General features: G+C 60.2%; 16 protein-coding genes. 13 read left to right on the top strand and 3 right to left on the bottom strand.

Annotated features, from left to right (window positions below; all coding sequences use genetic code 11):
- Window positions 1-33 precede the first annotated feature (33 nt).
- From AC1DLO_RS12520 to AC1DLO_RS12485, 8 genes are all read left to right on the top strand, one after another.
- The gene (locus AC1DLO_RS12520) at window positions 34-798 is read left to right on the top strand and encodes an SDR family NAD(P)-dependent oxidoreductase (RefSeq protein WP_441437356.1); all 765 of its coding nucleotides are present in this window, start codon (window positions 34-36) and stop codon (window positions 796-798) included.
- Window positions 799-812: 14 nt separating this feature from the next.
- Window positions 813-1715: an amino acid ABC transporter ATP-binding protein gene (locus AC1DLO_RS12515; protein ID WP_441437355.1), complete on the top strand. Its 903-nt coding sequence runs from the start codon at window positions 813-815 to the stop codon at window positions 1713-1715.
- 63 nt (window positions 1716-1778) lie between these two features.
- Window positions 1779-2507, top strand: coding sequence for an amino acid ABC transporter ATP-binding protein (locus AC1DLO_RS12510; protein WP_441437354.1), 729 nt, complete (start codon window positions 1779-1781; stop codon window positions 2505-2507).
- A gap of 293 nt (window positions 2508-2800) precedes the next feature.
- Window positions 2801-4432: an FAD-dependent oxidoreductase gene (locus tag AC1DLO_RS12505; RefSeq protein ID WP_441437353.1), complete on the top strand. Its 1632-nt coding sequence runs from the start codon at window positions 2801-2803 to the stop codon at window positions 4430-4432.
- Between the two features lie 32 nt (window positions 4433-4464).
- On the top strand, window positions 4465-5799 hold the full coding sequence (locus AC1DLO_RS12500; protein ID WP_441437352.1) for an MFS transporter: 1335 nt from the start codon (window positions 4465-4467) through the stop codon (window positions 5797-5799).
- A gap of 22 nt (window positions 5800-5821) precedes the next feature.
- Window positions 5822-6694 (top strand): MBL fold metallo-hydrolase, encoded by an 873-nt coding sequence (locus tag AC1DLO_RS12495; RefSeq protein ID WP_441437351.1) that lies wholly within the window; start codon window positions 5822-5824, stop codon window positions 6692-6694.
- 19 nt (window positions 6695-6713) lie between these two features.
- Window positions 6714-8318, top strand: a complete 1605-nt coding sequence (locus AC1DLO_RS12490) for a thiamine pyrophosphate-dependent enzyme (protein ID WP_441437350.1) — start codon at window positions 6714-6716, stop codon at window positions 8316-8318.
- A complete protein-coding gene (locus tag AC1DLO_RS12485; RefSeq protein WP_441437349.1) occupies window positions 8315-9166 on the top strand; it encodes a P-loop NTPase family protein in 852 nt (283 codons plus the stop codon). The genes AC1DLO_RS12490 and AC1DLO_RS12485 overlap by 4 nt, the downstream gene beginning before the upstream one ends.
- A gap of 88 nt (window positions 9167-9254) precedes the next feature.
- Here AC1DLO_RS12485 and AC1DLO_RS12480 read toward each other — a convergent pair whose 3' ends face one another.
- Together AC1DLO_RS12480 and hisC are read right to left on the bottom strand one after the other, a co-directional pair.
- Window positions 9255-9962, bottom strand: coding sequence for a GntR family transcriptional regulator (locus AC1DLO_RS12480; RefSeq protein WP_441437348.1), 708 nt, complete (start codon window positions 9960-9962; stop codon window positions 9255-9257).
- Window positions 9963-10120: 158 nt separating this feature from the next.
- Window positions 10121-11260, bottom strand: a complete 1140-nt coding sequence (gene hisC / locus AC1DLO_RS12475; RefSeq protein WP_441437347.1) for a histidinol-phosphate transaminase — start codon at window positions 11258-11260, stop codon at window positions 10121-10123.
- Window positions 11261-11328: 68 nt separating this feature from the next.
- Between hisC and AC1DLO_RS12470 the strand changes: the two genes are divergently transcribed.
- Complete coding sequence (locus tag AC1DLO_RS12470) at window positions 11329-12777, top strand: aldehyde dehydrogenase family protein (RefSeq protein WP_441437346.1); 1449 nt, start codon at window positions 11329-11331, stop codon at window positions 12775-12777.
- A gap of 166 nt (window positions 12778-12943) precedes the next feature.
- Here the strand turns inward: AC1DLO_RS12470 and AC1DLO_RS12465 are convergent, their stop codons facing one another.
- Complete coding sequence (locus tag AC1DLO_RS12465) at window positions 12944-14044, bottom strand: LacI family DNA-binding transcriptional regulator (protein ID WP_441437345.1); 1101 nt, start codon at window positions 14042-14044, stop codon at window positions 12944-12946.
- A gap of 539 nt (window positions 14045-14583) precedes the next feature.
- On the opposite strand from AC1DLO_RS12465, the gene AC1DLO_RS12460 reads away from it, so the two are divergent.
- From AC1DLO_RS12460 to AC1DLO_RS12445, 4 genes are all read left to right on the top strand, one after another.
- Complete coding sequence (locus AC1DLO_RS12460) at window positions 14584-15912, top strand: ABC transporter substrate-binding protein (protein WP_441437344.1); 1329 nt, start codon at window positions 14584-14586, stop codon at window positions 15910-15912.
- Window positions 15913-16016: 104 nt separating this feature from the next.
- Complete coding sequence (locus AC1DLO_RS12455; protein ID WP_441437343.1) at window positions 16017-16955, top strand: carbohydrate ABC transporter permease; 939 nt, start codon at window positions 16017-16019, stop codon at window positions 16953-16955.
- Window positions 16952-17815 (top strand): carbohydrate ABC transporter permease, encoded by an 864-nt coding sequence (locus tag AC1DLO_RS12450; RefSeq protein ID WP_441437342.1) that lies wholly within the window; start codon window positions 16952-16954, stop codon window positions 17813-17815. The genes AC1DLO_RS12455 and AC1DLO_RS12450 overlap by 4 nt, the downstream gene beginning before the upstream one ends.
- Window positions 17812-19899, top strand: coding sequence for an alpha-galactosidase (locus AC1DLO_RS12445; protein WP_442003125.1), 2088 nt, complete (start codon window positions 17812-17814; stop codon window positions 19897-19899). Before AC1DLO_RS12450 ends, AC1DLO_RS12445 begins: the two co-directional genes overlap by 4 nt.
- Window positions 19900-19951: the final 52 nt, after the last annotated feature.

The raw sequence follows: 19951 nt of genomic DNA, 5'->3' as shown, positions 1-19951 counted from the left end.
GGCATATGGTGCACATCAAACCGGAAGGCTCCCATGCGTTTTCAATCAAAGGTAGTCCTCATCACTGGAGCTGCCGGCGGCTTGGGGGAGGCCTGCACCCGACGCTTTGCAGCTGAAGGCGCCTCGCTGGTCCTGATCGATCTGGACCAGGACAAAGTCGAGACTCTGGCGGCCAAGTGCCGTGCCGGGTTCGGGACGGAGGTCGTGACTGTGGCCGGCGACGTCTCGGAAGAAGAGGTCGTGAACCGGGTGGTGGCGACCGGCCTGGAGGCGTTCGGGAGCATCGATGTGCTGTTCAATAACGCCGGAATCAATCCAACTGGCAACGTCGTGAACACCCCGCTGGACGTTTGGGATCTGACCATGAAAGTCAATGTCCGCTCAGCGTTCATGATGACTTCACGCGTCATCCCGTCGATGATCGAAGCCGGAGGCGGCGTCATCGTCAACACAGCCTCCATCGCCGCGTTCAAGGCCTCCACCAACGAAGCCGCGTACAGCGTCTCCAAGGCAGCGTTGCTCCAGCTGACCAAAGTGACGGCCCGAGACTTCGCCGATGCCAACATCAGGGCCAACGCAGTTTGCCCAGGAATTCTGGAAAATTTCATGGCAGACCGCAAGGTCATTTCCTCCGACGAAATGATGGAAAAGCGGCGGGCCAGAGTGCGGGAAATTGTTCCCTTTAAGAGGGAGGGGCGCTATGAGGAGATCGCTAACCTCGTTGCTTTCCTTGCCTGCGATGATTCGTCGTATGTCACCGGCGCTGCCTTCACGGCTGATGGCGGCCTCACAGTATGAAAGGGCCACAAGCCATGAACGATCCGCTAGTCGAAAACGGCGAAGAACTCATGACGCACGAGGATATAGCCGTTGGAGACATTGAAGATCTCCCTGACGCGGACCCCCAGCGCGACGAAACTGAACAGCGCGTACCGATTCTTGCACTTCGCAAAGTGTCCAAGACCTACAACGCCGGCACCGCCAAAGAGGTCAATGTACTCAAAGGCATTAATCTGGACGTCTACGCCGGCGAAGTAGTGGTCCTTGTCGGCCCCAGCGGCTGCGGCAAGAGCACACTGCTGCGGTCCATGAACCTCATTGCGCCCCCAGACACGGGATCCATCACCTTCAAGGGCAAGACCTGGACCAACAGTGAGATCGACTTCTTCGATTTCAGGGGTCGCCGGGCAGAAATGCAGGCGATGGCACAGTGGCGGATGTCCATGGGTATGGTTTTCCAGAGTTTCAATCTCTTTCCCCACAAGACAGTGCTTGAGAACGCCATGATAGGTCCGCTCAGGGCTAAGAACATTGATCGTGTCGAAGCTGAGAAACTTGCCCTTGCCGGGCTGCGCAAAGTCGGCATGGAACAGAAGAGAGACTTCTTCCCCAGTTCCCTCTCCGGAGGTCAGAAGCAACGCGTTGCCATTGCCCGTGCGCTTGCTATGCAGCCTGACGTCATGCTCTTTGACGAAGCAACCTCCGCTCTGGACCCTGAGTTGCGGGTCGACATACTTGAGGAAATGAAGCAGCTCGCATCCGAGGGAATGACCATGGTGGTCGTCACCCACGAACTTGCCTTCGCGCGGGAGGTCGGCAGCCGCGTCATTTTCATGGAAAGCGGTCAAATTGCCGAGGATGGGCCAGCCAAAGAAACCATCGACAACCCCACGCACCCACGGTTCATCGAGTTCCTCCGTGCACTTCACCACTGACACGCCGGCCGGCTTCGCCCCAAGTCGAGCCCACAGCAGTTACGCAAGCAAAGGACGCATCACATGATCACTGTTCAGGGCGTCTCCAAATCCTACGGGGCTGTGGAGGTTCTCAAAGATTGTTCCCTGCAGGTGGAGAAGGGGGAAGTCGTCATTATTTGCGGCCCATCCGGCTCCGGCAAGAGCACTTTCATCAAGACCCTCAACGGACTCGAACCGATCAACGCGGGACGAATTGACATCGCCGGGTTCAAGCTGGAGCCGGGCAAAAAGGTGCCACGCAAACTCCACTTCAATGTCGGCATGGTCTTTCAACACTTCGAACTCTTCCCGCATCTCACGGCCCTGCAGAATGTTGCATTGCCCCAGGTCAAGGTTCTTCGCCGAAGCAAGGCCAAAGCCATGGAACGGTCGAAACAACTACTGGCCCGTGTCGGGTTGGAAGCGCACGGGGACAAATACCCGCAAAACCTCTCTGGTGGGCAACAACAGCGGGTGGCCATCGCGCGCACCCTGGCCATGGACCCTGAGATCATGCTCTTCGACGAGCCGACATCCGCGCTGGACCCGGAAATGGTCAACGAAGTGCTCTCAGTCATGACTGGTCTGGCAAAGGAGGGCATGACAATGCTGTGTGTCACCCACGAAATGGGCTTCGCCAAAAGGGCCGCGGACCGGGTGGTTTTCATGGACCAGGGCAGGATCCTTGAAGACCTGCCCGTTGAAGAGTTTTTTCAGAACTCCACAACGCAACGTGCCAGGGATTTCCTCTCGAAGATTCTGGTGCTGTAGGGCCGACGGGTCCTTTGGGCATGAGGTCCACGACTCGGCTGAGTCCACCAGCGTACGGTTCACATCAAATCCTGGGACCCCGCCGTCCAGAAAATCTTCCCAAAAGCAATTTCACTATTAAAGGATCTCCTATAGGATTTCCAATAGCATCATTCGCGTCGCAGTAGGTGCCGCAGAGAACAATCCGTTTGCCCTAAGCAGCCCGGGAGGGAAGAACCACCGCCGATGAAACCCGCAACAAGCACCGACAGCAGACAATCCAGCGAAGCAACAAAAGTGGGGCAACACAGGCGATGAGCAGATTCTTTTGCGACGTGGCCGTGGTCGGTTCGGGCGGCGCTGCGCTCGTTGCCGCATGCGCCGCGGCCGACCACGGTTTGTCCGTCGCCGTCCTGGAGTCGACGAGTCTGCTTGGCGGGACAACAGCGCTCTCTGGTGGTCAGATGTGGATTCCAGGGTCTCCGGCCATGACTCGTGCCGGCGTCGAAGACTCCGCTGACGATGCCCTGCAGTACTTGCGGCGCACCACCCTCCGAACCACCTCGGAGGCATCCCTGCAGTCTTTCGTTGCCAACGCGCCACGCTTCATTGACTACCTTGAGAACGAACTGGACATGCCGGTGGTCAGTATTGACCGTCCGGACTACCACCCAGACTGGACGGGCGCCGCCTCCGGTCGTTCCCTCGAGCCGTTGCCGGTCTCCACGGAGGAACTTGGCCCCTGGCGTGATCGCACCCGGACATCGCCGATAAGGGGACCCATTACCGGCCCTGAAGGACGTACCGGGGTCCAGGAGTCTGTCCTTCGTGAGCGCTCCGCTGCCGACGTGCGTACACAAGGTTCCGGGCTTGTTGCGGGTCTGGTGAAGGCGGCCCTGCGGCGCGGCGTCGATCTGCAGATTAATGCGCGGGTCACGGCCATCACAAGGGCATCCGAACAGTTTGTTCTGGACACTGCCAAGGGCAAGATCAGTGCAGGAACCGTAGTATTGGCCGCCGGCGGTTTCGCCAGGAATGCGACCCTTCGCTCCGCCTTCCTGCCCCGTGTTGACATCGTCCCCACCGCGGCACCTGGATCCTTGGGGGATGGTCTGAAGCTGGGCACCTCCCTTGGCGGGTCTCTGAGGGGGATGAGCGAAGCGTGGTGGACCGCTGCGATATCCATCGGCGGCGAGTCCATAGACAATGCGCCCCTGCATCGCAACGTCGTCCGGGAACTCGCCTACCCGGGATCCATCCTCGTCAACGCGTCAGGGGAGAGGTTCGTCAATGAAGCAAGTTCTTACAACGACCTCGGCAAAGCGTTCTTTGCGTTTGATCCAGCCAGCCACCGGTTCCCTAACCAACCTGCTTGGCTGATCTTCGACGCCGACTTCCGCAGCACCCGAACGGTTGCCGGAGTGGCCCCCACGGCGAGCCTTCCAAACGAATTTATCCAGGAAGAGGACCTTGAGTCCCTGGCCGACCGCGCCGGTATCGACGCAACGTCGTTGATTCAAACCGTCACCCAAACCAACCAGATGGCTGCAACCGGCACTGATATCCAGTTCGGCCGGGGGAACAGCCCCCACGACCGGTTCAACGGCGACGAAACACACAAGCCCAACCCCTGCCTGGGTCCTATCGCGCAGCCGCCATTCTTCGCTGTCCCAGTCGTCCTTGGTGCCAACGGAACCAAAGGCGGCCTTGCTACGGACCACCTCTCACGAGTCCTGGATCACGACGGCGTACCGGTCGAAGGACTCTTCGCCGTCGGTGAGAGCGCAGCGGCATTAATGGGCCCCGGATACGCAGGATCAGGAGCTTCCCTTGGCCCGGCCCTCACAGCGGCCTTCACACTGGCAGAACACCTGGGCCGACCCCGAACCGCCTCCCAGGCAAGTGACCACACACACGCAACAGCCCCGCAGGTCACACGCTCCTGACCCCGGGTTGCACCACAGAAAGGAGGCCACACGTGGCCACCCAAACCAACAACCTACCCCGACCCAAACCGCGGATCGTTCTCGCCGCATGCTTCGGTCACGCCGTTGAATGGTTCGAATTCGGCGTTTACGGATACCTGGCGACGGTGCTGGGCAAACTGTTCTTCCCCAGCGCAGATCCGGCAACCTCGATCCTGTCGGCATTGGCGGTATTTGGCGTAGCCTTCCTGGCCCGCCCCGTCGGTGCTGTGATCTTTGGCAATCTCGGAGACAAACTCGGCCGCCGGGCCATCCTTTCCACCACGATCTTGCTTATGGGCGCCGCCACAACAGCCATCGGCCTGCTGCCCACCTACGAGGTCATTGGCGTCCTCGCGCCCATTCTGCTGATCTCCCTTCGCCTTCTTCAAGGACTCTCCGCCGGAGGTGAGACATCCGGTGCAGCAGCGTTCCTTGCCGAATCAGCTCCCGAAGGCCGGCGTGCGCTGTGGACTTCCAGCATCCAGGCAGTGGGAATCGTTGCGTTTGTCTGTGCGGCGTCCCTTGTAGCGGCCCTGACGGCCGTCCTTGGTGAAGAGGCATTGATCGCCTGGGGTTGGCGGATTCCCTTCCTGCTGTCGCTCCCGCTTGCCGGCATCGGACTCTATCTCCGATTCAAAGTCGAAGAAACCCCTGCGTTCCAGGCAGCCGTGGCCAAGGAGGAGTCCGAACACCGGCCCGTGCCGATCAGGCAGCTGCTCGGTCACCACAAAAAAGCCCTGCTGCTCCTGATCTGTATCGTCATGGTCGAAGCTGTCGCCTCCTACGTGGCCAAGACGTATGCCTCCACTTACCTCATCTCAACGATCGGTCTGAGTTCCAGCGCGGCTCTGCTGTCCACATCGGTGACTTTGTTGCTGGCGGCGGCGTTGATTCCCTTCTACGCCATGCTCAGCGACAGGATCGGTCGTAAGCCACTCCTCATCGGCGGCACCTTTGGACTCATGGTTCTGGCCGTCCCGGCCTTTTTGCTCATCGGATCCGGCAGCCTCGTCGGGGCCATCGTCGGACAGATCATGGCCATCGTCCCGGGAACAGCCATTTCCGTAGCCGTGGTCGTGGCCCAAACCGAGCTCTTCCCGACCGAGGTCCGGTACTCCGGAGCGTCCCTGGGCTACAACGTCGCCTACGCCCTGTTCGGCGGCACCGCCCCATATGTCGCGGCGTTCCTTGTAGCTTCCACAGGACTGAAACTCATGCCGGCGTTCTACCTGATCGTGATCGGGGCTATCGGGATGATCGCGATCTTGAAGCTGCCGGAGACCTATAAGAGGAACCTCACCGACGCATCTGTGAGCCCCGCGCGCGTTCCCGTGCTTTCAAAGTGATCCCTCGAAGGAAGCGGCACGCATGAGCGAATCAAAGGACCCGGGGCTGACGCCGCAGGTCAACGAAGTTGTTGTGCTCGGCTCAGCGGGCGGTCCAACCCCTAAATCCGGTCGGCGTCCCGTTTCCCATGCACTGGTGATCGACGAGGACGTCACCCTCGTGGACTGCGGTAACGGCACAGTCAGTCAGTTCGTCAGCGCCGGTTTGGATCTTGGGCGGCTCCGCAGGATCCTGATTTCGCATCACCACATTGACCACGTCGCGGACGTGGCCATGCTGTTGCATCTGGCATGGTCCCAGCTGAAGGCCCCTGTCCACGTCATCGGTCCACCGCCGCTGGCGCGTCTGTTCGCGCTGCATTACGAGGCTTTCGACTTCGATATCCGGTCACGAATGAATGATGAAGGCCGCCCCCACCTGCGCGAATTTGTCCGTGTGCAGGAAATAACCGGCCCTGAAACCATCGATGACGGCTCCACCACAATCACCGCAGTGTTGGTGGATCACCCGCCGGTTGAACACGCCTTCGGCTACCGGATCGACCAGGGCGGCCTGAGTGTGTGCTTCTCCGGGGATACCCGTCCCAGCGAAGCGATCACCTCTCTGGCGCGGGGCGCGGACCTTTTGATCCATGAGACGACCTACCTGACCAACGCCACTGATTATCTAAGCGCTGAACGGGCTGCTCGCGTGCTTCCCCGCATGCGCAGCGTCCACAGCGACCCCCGGGGAGCCGCCCATGTTGCAGCCGAGGCTGGGTCCAGGGAGCTTCTGCTAAGCCCGGTAGGCACGTTCGGCCCGGCGTCCGACGACGAAATCCTCGCCGAGGCGGCCGGCGAATTCACCGGCAGGACCCGGGTCGGCAGCGACTTCCTACGCATACCACTTTCATAACCAGGAGAGAACTAATTCCATGACCACTTACAACACCGGCGGCGAAGCCGTCGTCAACAGTCTCAAGGCCAACGGTCTGACCACTGTCTTCGGACTGCCAGGCGTCCAGAACGACTGGTTGTACAACGCGTTCTACGACGCCGGGGATGACATCCGCATCATCCACACCAGGCACGAGCAAGGCGCCGCCTACATGGCACTGGGTCACACTATGGCTACCGGAAAGCCCAGTGTGTGCAACGTCGTTCCGGGCCCCGGCGCATTGAATGCAGGAGCCGCCCTGGCCACCGCCTACGGATTGAACGCCAAAATGCTGTTCCTCACCGGCCAGATTCCCCAGAAGCTGATCGGCCGTGAACTGGGAACCCTTCACGAAGTCCCGGACCAGCCTGGACTGCTGCGCTCACTTACCAAGCATTACGACCGTGTGACCCACCCTGCCGAAGCCGGTACCAAAATCGCCGACGCTATCCGCGCCCTCAACACAGGACGGCCCCGCCCCGCTGCCTTGGAAGTCCCCATGGACGTTCTGGAACAACGCGCTCCTGTCCCGGACCACGTCCCGGTGGCCGACACGGCCGAAGACATCATCGACGAAGAGGGCATCGAAAAGGCCCTGAGCATCCTGGCCAGCGCAAAGAACCCCATGATCTTCGTCGCCAACGGCGCCCAGGATGTTTCCGCCGAAGTCACCAGGCTCGCCGAAATCCTTCAGGCGCCCGTGGTCGGTTACCGCACCGGACGAGGCATTGTTGACAGCCGCCATCCGCTGAGCTGCTTCCTGCCCGAAGCCAAGCCGCTGTGGGCCGAAACCGACGTCGTCATCGCTCTGGGAGGCAGTGCCAGGTCTGCTCTGCAGGGCTGGGGACGTGGCAACCGTAAACTCATCCGCATCGACGTCGACCAGACGGTCCACGGCCGCTACGGCCAACCCGATGCCGCCATCACCGGACGCCTCGAATCGCACCTGCCTGCCCTGATCGAGGGACTGGAAAAACGCGGTGTCCAGAACGCCGACATCACCGAACAAATGACACTGGTGCACAAGGAATGGAAGGAACGCAGCGCGGTCCTGGACCAGCAGACAGCTTACCTCGCAGTGATCCGCGAAGCCCTGGGCGTGGACGGGATCTTCGTTGACGAACTGACCCAAATTGGTTTCGCAAGCCGCATCCTGCTCCCTGTCTACAAACCCCGCACCTTCATCTCCACCGGGTACATGGGCACACTTGGATACGGGTTCCCGACAGCGCTTGGTGCGAAAGTCGCAAAGCCGGACACGCGGGTGCTTTCCGTTACCGGAGACGGCGGATTCATGTTCGCTGCTACGGAACTGGCGACAGCAGTCCAGCACAACATTGGCCTCGTAACGGTCCTGTTCAACAACTCCCAATACGGCAACGTCCAACAAATGCAGCGCGATCTCTACGGCGGCAAGGTTATCGCCACGGACCTCGTCAACCCGAACTTTGAACAGTTCGTCACCTCGTTTGGTGCCTCCTATGGCCGGGCGGCATCCCCGCAGGAACTGGGGCCGGTACTTGAAGACGCCTTCCGGTCCTGCAAGCCCACGGTAGTTGAAGTTGTGGTTGGAAACATGATCAGTGTGGATCAGTTCCGGTGAGCCAGACGCTGAAAAGGCCGCCGGCGCCGTACCTGGAAGAACTTTGGGGCAAGCTGGACGAGCTGCGCTGCGTCGTCATCGTCGGGCTGCCCGGGACCGGGAAAAGCCTGCTGGTGCGTGAACTCGCAGCAGCTGTGGAATCGACCGGGCGAATCAGTACCGTCCTGCAATGGGATGTCTCACGGGAGTCCTGGGATTCCCATTCCACGGCGTCGGCGCTCTATCCCGAAGTTGACGGGATCACCCATGCGGGGATCAGGCTCGCCATGGGCACCTGGGTCCGTTCGGCGGTGGGAAAGTGGTTCGCAGAACACCCCGGCGGCGAAGAAATGCTGATCGTGGAAGCTCCTCATATCGGGGGCAGGTTCTCTGAGCTGTCCCACATCACCGGCGATGAGGCAGAACGACCCCTGGCCGGGCCAGAGACACTTTTTGTCGTGGTAGCTCCTACCAAGGAGCTGCAGCTCACGCTCAAACGCCAGCGGGCTGAGGACATGGAATCCAGCGAAGGCTCCTACGAGAGCAACAACGCTTCCCCTGACCTTCTGGATGAACTGACCAACTCGCTTCGGGCTCCTGCCGGAGAGTTAGGGATCTCCGGATCTACCTCCACCGGGTACGACCCGGAACTGTACGCCGGTCTCATGCAGCATGTCCTGCGCCACCGGCATGTCCTGCTGGTCCGTCCTGACGCGTTGATGAAGGTCACTGGTTCGGTCTACTCACTGGGTGTCAGCTCGAACCGGATATGGGCCACCGAGCAGGAAGTCAGTGAATCACTGCACTCGGTGGCATCGCTGTCCTCGACCGAACTCATGCAGCGCACTGCAACTTGGTTCAGGACTTAAAGATGGCAACAGAAAGAGAGGTGGTACTGGCTCTGCGGCCGTTACCACCTCTCTTTTTTCTTTGATTTACCGGGCATGCCTCCGGCACTTAGGCTGCGGGCCGGGAACTCAATTTCTCCTGCACGCGGCGGACCAGAACCAGGGTGTGCTCGCGGCTGATCTCTTCAAGGTTGGAGTTGGCCTCTCCGTTCTCGATGGCATCAAGAATCCGGGTGTGGAAGCCAATGGTTTCCTTGCCCGCAGAAAGCCCAAGGGTCTGAATGATGATGCCCCGTTCGCGCGCGAACACAAGGCTGCTGACCGTGTCTGTCCACTGGGACAGCCGCTGCAGTTCCTGGATCAGCAGGGCATTGGGGCAACGGTTATGGATCATCTCGTGGAAGCGCCGGTTCAGGCTGGTCCAGGATTCAAAATCGAACTCATCCAGTGCGCCCATGAGGAGGCCGTTGGTTTCCCGCAGGGCCGCAATCTCTTCGGCGGTGAGCAGCGGCGCCGCCGCCCGGGTCGCGTAGGCCTCCATGACGGCCTTCATCTCCATCAGGTTGAACCAGTGCGTCTTGTCCAGCTGCACGATGGAAGGACCCGAGTTCGCCCCGTACTCGACCAAACCTTCAGCCTCGAGCCGGCGCAACGCCTCGCGGATCGGAGCCTGGCTGACTCCGATGTCCTTGACAAGATTGTCAATGATCAGACGCTGGCCCGCAGCGTACTGTGAGCCAACTATGCGATTGCGAAGGATTTCATGGGCAAAATCAACCTTGGACTGGGTAGCAGCGGCTGGTGTTGTAACTGTCATGTCTCCCCCTCGGAGCGGTAACGACGAAAACTCAGGCATTGGCAATGCCCTTTCCCGCGACGGTCAGGGGCAGCTCACGACAACCCAAAAGGGTCGTATAGCCAATCCTATGCGATCGTGTCCGGCTGCGACGGGATCCACTCGCAAAATCTCCGCTCTTATGTGCTGTGCTGTGCCGTGCTGAGGATGACGCGGCCCATGGCGGCGATGGTTGCCTTCACCTGTTCCGGTGTTCCAACGGTGATCCTGACACTCTCGGGATCCCCCATGGCGTTACCGGGGCGAACAATGATTCCCTCGCCTTCCAGGGCCTTGGTGAATGCCTTGGCGTCGCCGACTTTGACGTAGACGAAGTTCCCATGTGACTCCAGGGGCTCAAATTCGAGCTCGCGCAGGCCGGTGGTGAGGGCGTCACGGCCGTCCTTGTTCAGCCCGACGCGGCGGGTGAGTTCGGCTTCCTCGTGCAGGCTCGCCAGGGCTGCAGCCTGGGCGACGTTGGAAACTTCGTAGTTGCTTTGCACCTTCTGGACAGCGGCGATGAGTTCGCGGGACCCCACCAGGTAGGCCACGCGCAGCCCGGCCAAACCGTAGGCCTTGGAGAACGTCCGGAGAGTGACGAGGTTGCGGCGGTTGAATGCGGGTTCAGCAATCGTGTCGGTGTATTCAGGGGACTGGGCGTATTCGAAGTAGGCTTCGTCCACAACAATGGTGACGTACTCGGGGACAGTATCGATGAAGCGGAGCAGCTCTTCGCGGCCTACGATGCCGCCGGTGGGGTTGTTGGGGTTGCAGACGTAGACGATGCGGGTGTCTTCAGTGATCAGGCCCAGCATCGCCTCGAGGTCGTAGCTGCCATCTTCGCGCACGGGCGTGCTCAGCGTGGTTGCTCCCTGCTTCCGTGCGTCGAGGGCGTAGGCGTGGAAGGTGGGGGTTGAAACCACAATGTTAGTCCCCTCATCGAGGAGGGCAACGGACAAGTGGTGGATCAGTCCGATGCCGCCGGCGCCAACGGCGACCTCAGCGACGTCGACGTTTAGCATCCGGGCCAATTCTCCGCGCAGGGTGCGGAAACCGGACTCTGGGTACAGGTTGGCCTTTCCTACCTGCTCCAGTGCGGCCTTCGCGGCGGACGGGAACGGGCCGTAGGGGCCTTCATTGGCGGCCAACCCGAGGAGCTCCAGTACGGCGCCTTCCCCAGCGGCATCACGAACGCTCCTTCCCGCACTGTAGGGGGGAAGCCCATCGATCGCTGCCCGGATCCTGGGGCCGGCTCCGTTTTCATTTGCGGTGGTCTGCATATTTACCAATCCTAAGTTCTCCTATAGACTTTCCTATATGATTCTATACACGGTAGGGGAAAAGGACAATGGCTGAAACCGCAGTGTTGAAGGGGATCTTCGTCGGCAACCACTGGCGGCCGGCTACTGGCTCGAATGTTCTGGGTGTGTACAACCCGGCCAATGGACAGCTCATCGGAGAGGTGGCCGCGGCCAGCCAGACGGACGTCGACCTTGCCAGCCTGGCCGCTCTTGAGGCCTTTCCATCGTGGAGCACCACGTCAGTAGGGGATCGGGCCGCAATCATCGCCCGGATTGCTGACGGCCTTGAGGCAAGTGCGGAGGAATTGGCCGATGGCATTACCGCTGAAGTGGGCACGCCGCGGCACAAATGTGTGCGCATGCAGGTGGTTCCAGCCCTGCACAGCTTCCGCAGCGCGGCCCGGCTCGGTCCCGGAGTCCTGGTTCCCGAACAGTTGGACTCGACCCAAATCCACAAAGTTCCAGTCGGGGTGGTAGCGTGCATCACCCCGTGGAATTACCCGCTGTACCAGATTGCATCCAAGGTCGCAGCGGCCCTCGTGGCCGGTTGCACGATCGTGCTCAAGCCCAGCGAGGTGGCGCCGAGCAACGCAGCGATTTTGGCAGATGTCGCCGCCGATGCGGGACTACCCCCGGGGGTCTTCAATGTCGTGTTCGGCGAAGGCCCGACCACCGGTGAGGCACTGATCAGCCACGCCGCAATCGACTTCGTGTCCTTCACCGGATCGACCCGGGCTGGTGGGCGGATCGCCAGCGTCGCCGGCGGCCTCATCAAGCAGGTCTCGCTGGAACTCGGAGGAAAATCGGCAAGCCTCATTCTCCCCGGTACCGACCTCCCGCACGCGGTGGGCAAAACACTCGAGAAGAGTTTCCAGAACTCCGGGCAAACGTGCGCAGCCCTCACGCGGCTTCTGGTCCCGTCCGAGACGCTGGAACAGGTCTCCTCGGCACTGAAATCACAGGTGTCTGCTTTTGCCGTCGGCAGCCCTCAGGATACGGCCACTGTCCTGGGACCGGTCGCCACGGCCGCGCAGCGCGACAAGGTCCTCAACCTCACCACCGCAGCCCGTGCATCCGGAGCTGAAGTTCTGGCCTCCGGCCCTGTTTCAGGGGATCCGGAAGGCTATTACGTCCCGGCTCAAGCTTTTCTCACCGGCGCCAATGACGAACTGGCCCAAGAGGAAGTCTTCGGTCCAGTGCTGGCCGTCGTCCCATACGCCGACGTCGAGGAAGCGATCTTCATCGCCAACAACTCACCGTATGGCCTAAGTGGAGCTGTGTGGGGGCCAAGTCCGGAAGAAGCTGGCTTGGTGGCCACAAAGATCAGGACCGGAAGCGTTTCAGTGAATGGGGCGGCCACCCATCCGGATGCCCCATTTGGAGGTTTCCGGATGTCAGGGTTTGGCCGGGAACGAGGAGCCCACGGCATTGAAGAATTCCTCACTACTCAGTCAGTACATTTCCAAGAACCTCACCAAGCGGAACGCGCAACATGAAGAACCCCGATGAGAACTGGCCAAACCACAGCCGACCGCCTCCTACGGCCGGAGAGCAATGGCGGCGACGACGACTGCCATTCCTGCACCGGACCGGAAATTGACCGGCTTCGAGCGCTGCGATAGCTATTTCCGCATGGCTGCCCATGCGGAACAGGTCGGTGACTCAGTCAGGGAGTGGGTCGGCTGGTCCAATACGTGTTCGAAAACTGGCCGTGGGGGCTTTGCCTGTCGTACTCGATCGAATCGTCAGCCCCGGTTCGAGGAGCAGATGGAGCGCTTGGTCAGGGGGGTCGATGATCATCTTCACGAGTTCCTGGGCGATGCGGGTCGAAGGCTGACGTACTGACGTGATGCCGATGGCGCCCAATGACGTCAAGGATGTGTCATCGAACCCGGTCACGGCCACGTCAACGCCTGGAACGAGACCGTGTGCACGCACCGCGAAGATCGCTCCAACTGCAAGGTAATCAGACGCGCAGATGATGGCGTCTGGAGGCGACTCCGACTGGAGGAGCTGCATGGCTATTTCTTCCCCTGCGGCGATCTCATCGGTCGCGAGGGAAACGCGGTCCGCGACGACGGAGCGCTGAAGCCCGTGCTTCCGGCACGCCGCGACGTATCCCTCGAGACGCGCCGCGCTCCACACGGCATCGACCCCGAGGCCGATGAAGGCGAGCTGCCGGTGACCGCGTTCAACGACGTGCTCGACTGCCAGCTCAATTCCGCGTGCTTCGTCGATCTCCACCCAACTCCAAGGCGCCGATTTTCCTTCCAAGGTCTGGCCGTACCCGGCGAAGGGAATGGAACGCGATACCAGCTGCGCAGGGCGGGGATCATGGGGGGCGATACTGCCCATGATGATGCCTGCGGCTGAGCCTCCGAAGTAGAGCGCATCGCATGCACTGAGCCAATCCTCAGGGTCTGCTGCGGCGATGAGGGTCAGATGCATGCCCTTTGCCTGGCACGCGGCCGCGAGCGAGTATAGGAAGTCATCCATATACCCGTCACCGCTGCGCTGGGTGGAGGGAAGCGCGTATCCGATCTGAGTCGGCTTGGACAGGCGCAGGCTCGTGGCGGCAGTGCTTTTCCGGTAACGGAGCTCTCTCATCGACGCGAGGACCTTTGCTTTGGTCTTCTCGGAGACGATATCCGGGCGATTGATGACATTCGAGACCGTCATCACCGAAACGCCCGCGTGTGAGGCTACATCGTTCATGTTGGTATGACGCGGGGCGCCCCCCGGTTCGTTGTAGTCGGCTGCCATTTTGCCCTCCCTGCCTGCCAGCTCGTAGTGGAACGCGATTGGCCCCAACCCTGCTTATAGAGACGCATTTAACCCCGGCTCGGATTCGAGTTCGCGAGCATTCAGCCTCAAGCCGGGCTCAATCAGCGAACCGGTTGAGCCCGACCTGACTCACGCGGTGTCCCCAGGGTGCTGGCTCGGCGACGAGCGGCAGTATGGATGGGGAAAACGCAGCGAGGGGTGTCGTGGCCACTACGCACCCACGGTGGGTGCTGGATTTATTGTAACGTCAAAAATTTTCTCAAAAAAGAATTGTAACGTCATTAAATTGTGGGTACGATCTCTCCTAAGTCCTCCCTATCCCGGTCGACCCTCCGTACCCGGTTATCCCCTCCTTATCCTGGTCATTCTCCGTGCCCGGTCACACTCCGTATCCCGGTCGACGATGCCTGGCTGTATTCGCGGCAGGCTCAGAACGACGCGTTCAGCAGCTGTAATGGCGCACCTGATCGAGCCCAAACGTTGTACCGGACCCGCATCACATGAAAGAGGAACTACCAATGAAGCTAAAACCCTTCACCAGACGGCTTGCTGCCGTGTTCAGCATCGCCGCCCTCGCCGCAACGGCACTCGCGGGCTGCAGCTCGGGCGGGTCATCATCCGGCGACGGCAAGACTCTCAGCGTCTGGACATGGACGACGGCGGGTGCGCTTCTCAAACCGGCCGCGGACGCTTTTGAGAAAGCCAACCCGGGAACCAAAGTCGACATTGTCGATGTAGGAAACCCTGCCATCTGGGACAAAATCACTACTGGCCTCGCTGCTGGCGGCCAAGGACTCCCGGACATCATGAACACCGCCATCGACCAGCTGCCCGGCTACACCGACAAGTTCCCGAACGGCTTCGCGGACATGGGCCCCCTGGGGGCCAAGGATCTCGCTGGCGATTTCGTACCTAGCGCCTGGGGTGGAGGACTGGGCAAGGACGGGCAGGTATGGGGTATCCCGTTTGAGGTGAACACGGCCGGATTTGCTTACCGCAAGGACCTCTTGGATGCCGCAGGCATCGACATGGCATCCATCAAAACTTGGGACGAGCTCATCGACGCCGGTGTTACGCTGAAAGCCAAAACCGGAGCGAGTCTCTTCGAACTCAACAAGGCTGCAGCGAATACGAACGCAGCCGACTTTTGGCAGACACTTACGCAGCAGCAGAACGCGTTCTACTTCAACAAAGACGGCGACATCACGCTGAATGGCCCGGAAGGGGTCAAGTCGCTGACACTGCTCAAGAAGATGAATGACAAGGGAGTCCTCGCGGACTCTGCATCCTTTACAAGTAGCAATGGGCTTAGGTTCGCAGACGGGTCGGTGGCGATAAGCCCGAGTGCGTCATGGTGGCCCGGTTACATCGAGGCCAAGCAACCTCAGCTCAAAGGAAAAATGGCCACCGCACTGCGCCCGGTGGTAGACGCAGGAGGCTCAACTGCTGCCCTGGCGGGATCCACCTACCTTTCCATCGCAGGCAATAGCGCCAACAAGGACCTGGCGTGGAAATTTGTTCACTTTGCCCTGGGCACACTGGATGGTCAGCGGGTGATGCAGACCGCACAGCCCTTCACCCCCGGCTTCGTACCGATGTATAAGACTCCAGGCTTCACTGACAATAGCGGCTACTGGGTCGGCGACTCTCCAAGCAAGGTCTTCGTCGACTCGATCACTCAGCCCGACCTCGCCGTGTCGAACTACACAAGCGACTACGCTCGCGCAATCAGAATCTACACAGATGCCCAGACAAAAGTGATGCTCTCCGGAGCAGACCCGAAGGCCGCGCTCGACGAGGCTGCCAAGCTCCTCGCCGCTCAAACTGGCCGAAAGATCGCCAGCTGAAACACCGGCTGAAGCCGCTTTTCACCAAATCCGATAGAGCGTCTGGCCCCGCCCCACCAGGTAGGCGTGGCGGAGCCAGGCGCCACCGAGGGAGCACCACGGTCATGACCGATACGCACGTCCAATCGCCACAAGTTGAATCGCCGCCGGTGGCACGACGAGTACCCCCTTCCAGGCGGCCCTGGCTTACTCCGGGCAAGGTGCCATATGTCCTGCTCTCTCCGGTGATCATCCTTTTCGCCGCGTTCAAGGTCTACCCCGTCGGCTATGCTGCGTGGCTAAGTTTCACGACCAACCGTGGGGGAGTGCAGGGCTTCGCTGGGTTCGCGAACTACGAGCGCATTTTTAGCGACCCCCTGTTCTACAACGCTCTGGGCAATACCTTAATCATCTTGGTGATCCAAGTACCGGTGATGCTCATTTTGGCGCTCCTGCTGGCTGTGGCTCTCCATTCGACCCTCCTGAAGTTCCGTGCGGTCTTCCGTCTCGGTTACTTCGTTCCGGTCGTCATGGGTCTCGTCTCTTATGGTGTTGTCTTCAGCATGATGCTTGCCACGGACAACGGCATCGTGAACGTCGCGCTTCAGTCGGTTGGTCTACCGGCGATCCCTTGGCTTCAGGACGCGTTCTGGGCGAAAATTTCGCTCGGAATCGCGATGACGTGGCACTACACGGGGATCAACGCTGTCATTTATCTTGCCCAGCGGCAGAGCATCTCCGGGGACCTCTACGAAGCGGCCTCCATGGACGGCGCAGATACAGTCAAACAGTTCTTCAACGTAACCATCCCGGGGTTACGCCCGGCAATCCTCTTGACGGTCGTCACCTCAACCATCGGCACACTTCAGCTGTTCGATGAACCGTACATCCTGACCAACGGCGGTCCCGACAACGCAACCATGACGATCGGCATGTATCTCTACCAGAACGCCTTCAAGTTCTTTGATTTCGGCTATGCCTCAGCTATCGGCTTCGTCCTTGTCGGAATGGTTGTCATCGTCAGCCTGGTCCAGTTCCGGTTCATTCAGGAGAAGAAAAGTTGAGCACTTCAGTAGAGAAAATGCGTACTTCCGCGCGCATCCGGCACACCAAAGCTTCGAGCGCACTGCTCACGGCAGTCATCTTCCTAGGGTTCATCTTGATGGTGGCACCCTTCTATTGGCTGGTCATCGGCTCAACGCACAGCTCAGATGAAATCTTCGCCAACCCTCCAAATCTATTGCCGGGAGATCAGCTGTGGACAAACATTCAGGTCCTGTTCGGTGACCTCGGATTCGGGCGTGCAATCGCGAACTCCGCTGCTGTCTCGGTCATCTTCGTGATTCTTGGTGCGTTGATCTGCCTCTGTGGCGGATACGCCTTCGCGAAGTTTCAGTTCCGAGGCCGAACGCTACTTTTCGGCGTGGTTATTGCGACCCTCGCCATCCCGAGCCAGGTAACCCTGGTTCCCCTGTTCCAGACGATGGTGACACTCGGATGGCTCAACTCATATCAAGGCCTCATCCTCCCGGGACTGGCCTACCCGTTTGGACTATTCCTAATGCGGCAGGCCATGGAATCAGTACCTGACGAATTGATCCAGGCCGGCCGCATCGATGGCGCGGGCGAGTTCCGCATCCTGTTCCAGATCGTGCTCCCAACGATCCTCCCGGCAATGGCCGCTCTGGCGATTTTCCTCTTCCTGGCGATCTGGAACGAATTCGTCTGGCCCTTGGTGATCCTGCGCGCAGAATCTGCTTACACGGTGCCGGTGGCCCTGGCCTCCTTCCGTGATGTCAATCTGACCGACTACGGCACCCTCATCACGGCAACAACCTTCTCCATCATCCCCGTATGTCTTGTATTCATCTTCCTGCAGCGCTATTTCGTTGCCGGTCTTCTGTCTGGAGCTGTCAAACAGTGACCATCGATTCAAATGTTAAATCCGCCTCCGTCGTGTCGTGGTCGATCATCGCCTCTGGGCCATCTCACACCGAAACCAGCCCGCTCTGGGAGCTGACCAACAACAGCACTCAGATGCGCCTCATTATCGCTGCGCCGGTCTTTGAAATCGATGGACGAGCTGTAACGTGCACAGTTCGCGAATTTAATCGCGAAGTCAAACGCCGTATCTTGACCAGCCGCGCTGAGGAATTCCTATTCGAGGGCGAGGTCGACGGCGAGCCCGGGCTCCAGCTCGCGATGCGGCTGCGTGTGACACCGGAAAGCCCAGTGGTGCGCTTCCGCTACGAATTGCGCAGTTCGACGCCTCGGCGGCTCACCAAAAGTGCTGGCAAGGAAGGGATTTCATACGTCGAGTTGCTCCGTCCCACCAGTGCCATCACTGAAGTGAGGATCTCCGATTTCGTCGAGCTTGGCCACTCTTTCATGCCCAACGAGGTCCCCATCGATTCTGCGGCTGCCAAGGCATTGTCGCCTTTGATCGGCCCCATTCTGGTAGGCGTTGAGGACGGGGCTTCTTGGCTGCTGGCCTACGAGCATGGAACCTCTGGCGGGGATCTGTTCTGCGGGTTCTGGGTCGATGGCGCCCGCGGCGTTCGAATTGGCTCAGTCAAGGGTGCCTACCTTAACGGTCAGCGGCTGGACACGGCCCAGGGATTCCGGACTCCCTGGCTTCTAGCGGCCGCTGTCGAAGGCAATCTGGACGACGTGGCGGCAGCGTTCCGTACGTTTCTGTTGAAGTACCAGTCCGAAAACGCGGAGTCCCGTCGACCGCAGATCTTCTACAACACATGGAACTTCCAGGAGCGTGAGCGCTACTGGCACGACAGGACCTACATCGATGGTCTGACTGAGGAGCGCGTGCTCGCCGAGATGGAAGTGGCAGCTCGGATGGGAATCGATACTTACGTGATCGACACCGGCTGGTACACCGCAACCGGAGACTGGGAGGTGAACCCGGAACGTTTCCCTGGCGCCCTGCTGAATGTCAGGCAACGAGCAGGCGAACTTGGCCTCCGCCTCGGGATCTGGTTCGATCCGACGTTGGCGGCATTCTCGAGCCGCGCTCTGGCCGCGCATCCCCGTGACATGAAGACGTGGCAAGGAGAACCCCTTCGGCCACGAGAAGTGTGGGAGACCGAGCCCAGCGCCCCCATGTGTTTAGTTAGTGACTGGTTCGAGACATTCGTGGGTCACCTCATCCGGATCAATCGCGAACTCGGCATTACATACTTCAAACTTGATGCGGTGAGCCAGTACGGCTGCGACAGCCCGGAACACCATCACGGAGACGACACCAACACCCCGAGCGAACGAGCGGACCGTTTCGCTTTCATGATGAGTGAGAGGATGACGGAGATCGCAGAGCGGTTGATGACCGCGGTGCCCGGTTCAATTGTCGATTTCGACGTGACCGAGAATCACCGATCTTTCGGCTTGAGCTTCCTTTCGGCTGGCAAGTACTTCCTCGTCAACAACGGACCGTACTACTCGGACTACGAGCTGCCCGCGGACTTGAACGGGGTGAACACCAATATGTTCTTCCACCCGGGTCGTTCACGCGGTTGGATATGCCGGGAACCATATGCCTTCGACCGATGGATCCCGTCCGTGCTGACCCTGGTCCATTATTTCCCGGACGACCCGCACGGCCACCAGCAGGAAAGCCTCGCAGCGATCATGCTCGGACACCACGGAATCTGGGGGGACCTGCTCACCATCTCTGAGGACGGCGTGGAGGGAATCCGCTCAACGCTTGACCGGTACCGGGCAGTCGCCATGGACTCGGCCCGGGCCAGCATGGTTACCATCGGGCTGGGTGCGGGAGCCGCAGAGATACGGGAGAAGATTCTCCCGCAAACTGGTCGTGGCATCGTGTCGTTGTTCCCTGCCCGCGGGCAATCGATCCAACACGTGACGGCAGTTCCGGTGGATTCAGGCTATTGGAGCGGCGACGGCGTTGAGGTTTCCTTAAACCCGGACGGCCGTGCTGTCATCCGCGCGACTCAGTCCGGGTCAGCGATTTTCGGGACCATCGGAGTCTGACCCATGTCCAGTCAGTGCTCTTCCACCCCCTCAACCGACCTTGCAATTGAGT

This window comes from Arthrobacter sp. 01T419 (assembly GCF_056398865.1).
Note: the sequence above shows the minus strand (reverse complement) of the source record. Positions and strands in the feature narration are given on the sequence as shown.

What these genes read in the sequence shown, in the direction of transcription:
- AC1DLO_RS12470 (WP_441437346.1), top strand. Translation starts at nt 11,329, where the DNA reads ATGGCTGAAACCGCAGTGTTGAAGGGGATCTTCGTCGGCAACCACTGG.
- AC1DLO_RS12510 (WP_441437354.1), top strand. Translation starts at nt 1,779, where the DNA reads ATGATCACTGTTCAGGGCGTCTCCAAATCCTACGGGGCTGTGGAGGTT.
- AC1DLO_RS12460 (WP_441437344.1), top strand. Translation starts at nt 14,584, where the DNA reads ATGAAGCTAAAACCCTTCACCAGACGGCTTGCTGCCGTGTTCAGCATC.
- AC1DLO_RS12520 (WP_441437356.1), top strand. Translation starts at nt 34, where the DNA reads ATGCGTTTTCAATCAAAGGTAGTCCTCATCACTGGAGCTGCCGGCGGC.
- AC1DLO_RS12490 (WP_441437350.1), top strand. Translation starts at nt 6,714, where the DNA reads ATGACCACTTACAACACCGGCGGCGAAGCCGTCGTCAACAGTCTCAAG.
- AC1DLO_RS12505 (WP_441437353.1), top strand. Translation starts at nt 2,801, where the DNA reads ATGAGCAGATTCTTTTGCGACGTGGCCGTGGTCGGTTCGGGCGGCGCT.
- AC1DLO_RS12495 (WP_441437351.1), top strand. Translation starts at nt 5,822, where the DNA reads ATGAGCGAATCAAAGGACCCGGGGCTGACGCCGCAGGTCAACGAAGTT.
- hisC (WP_441437347.1), bottom strand. Translation starts at nt 11,260, where the DNA reads ATGCAGACCACCGCAAATGAAAACGGAGCCGGCCCCAGGATCCGGGCA.
- AC1DLO_RS12455 (WP_441437343.1), top strand. Translation starts at nt 16,017, where the DNA reads ATGACCGATACGCACGTCCAATCGCCACAAGTTGAATCGCCGCCGGTG.
- AC1DLO_RS12465 (WP_441437345.1), bottom strand. Translation starts at nt 14,044, where the DNA reads ATGGCAGCCGACTACAACGAACCGGGGGGCGCCCCGCGTCATACCAAC.
- AC1DLO_RS12480 (WP_441437348.1), bottom strand. Translation starts at nt 9,962, where the DNA reads ATGACAGTTACAACACCAGCCGCTGCTACCCAGTCCAAGGTTGATTTT.
- AC1DLO_RS12515 (WP_441437355.1), top strand. Translation starts at nt 813, where the DNA reads ATGAACGATCCGCTAGTCGAAAACGGCGAAGAACTCATGACGCACGAG.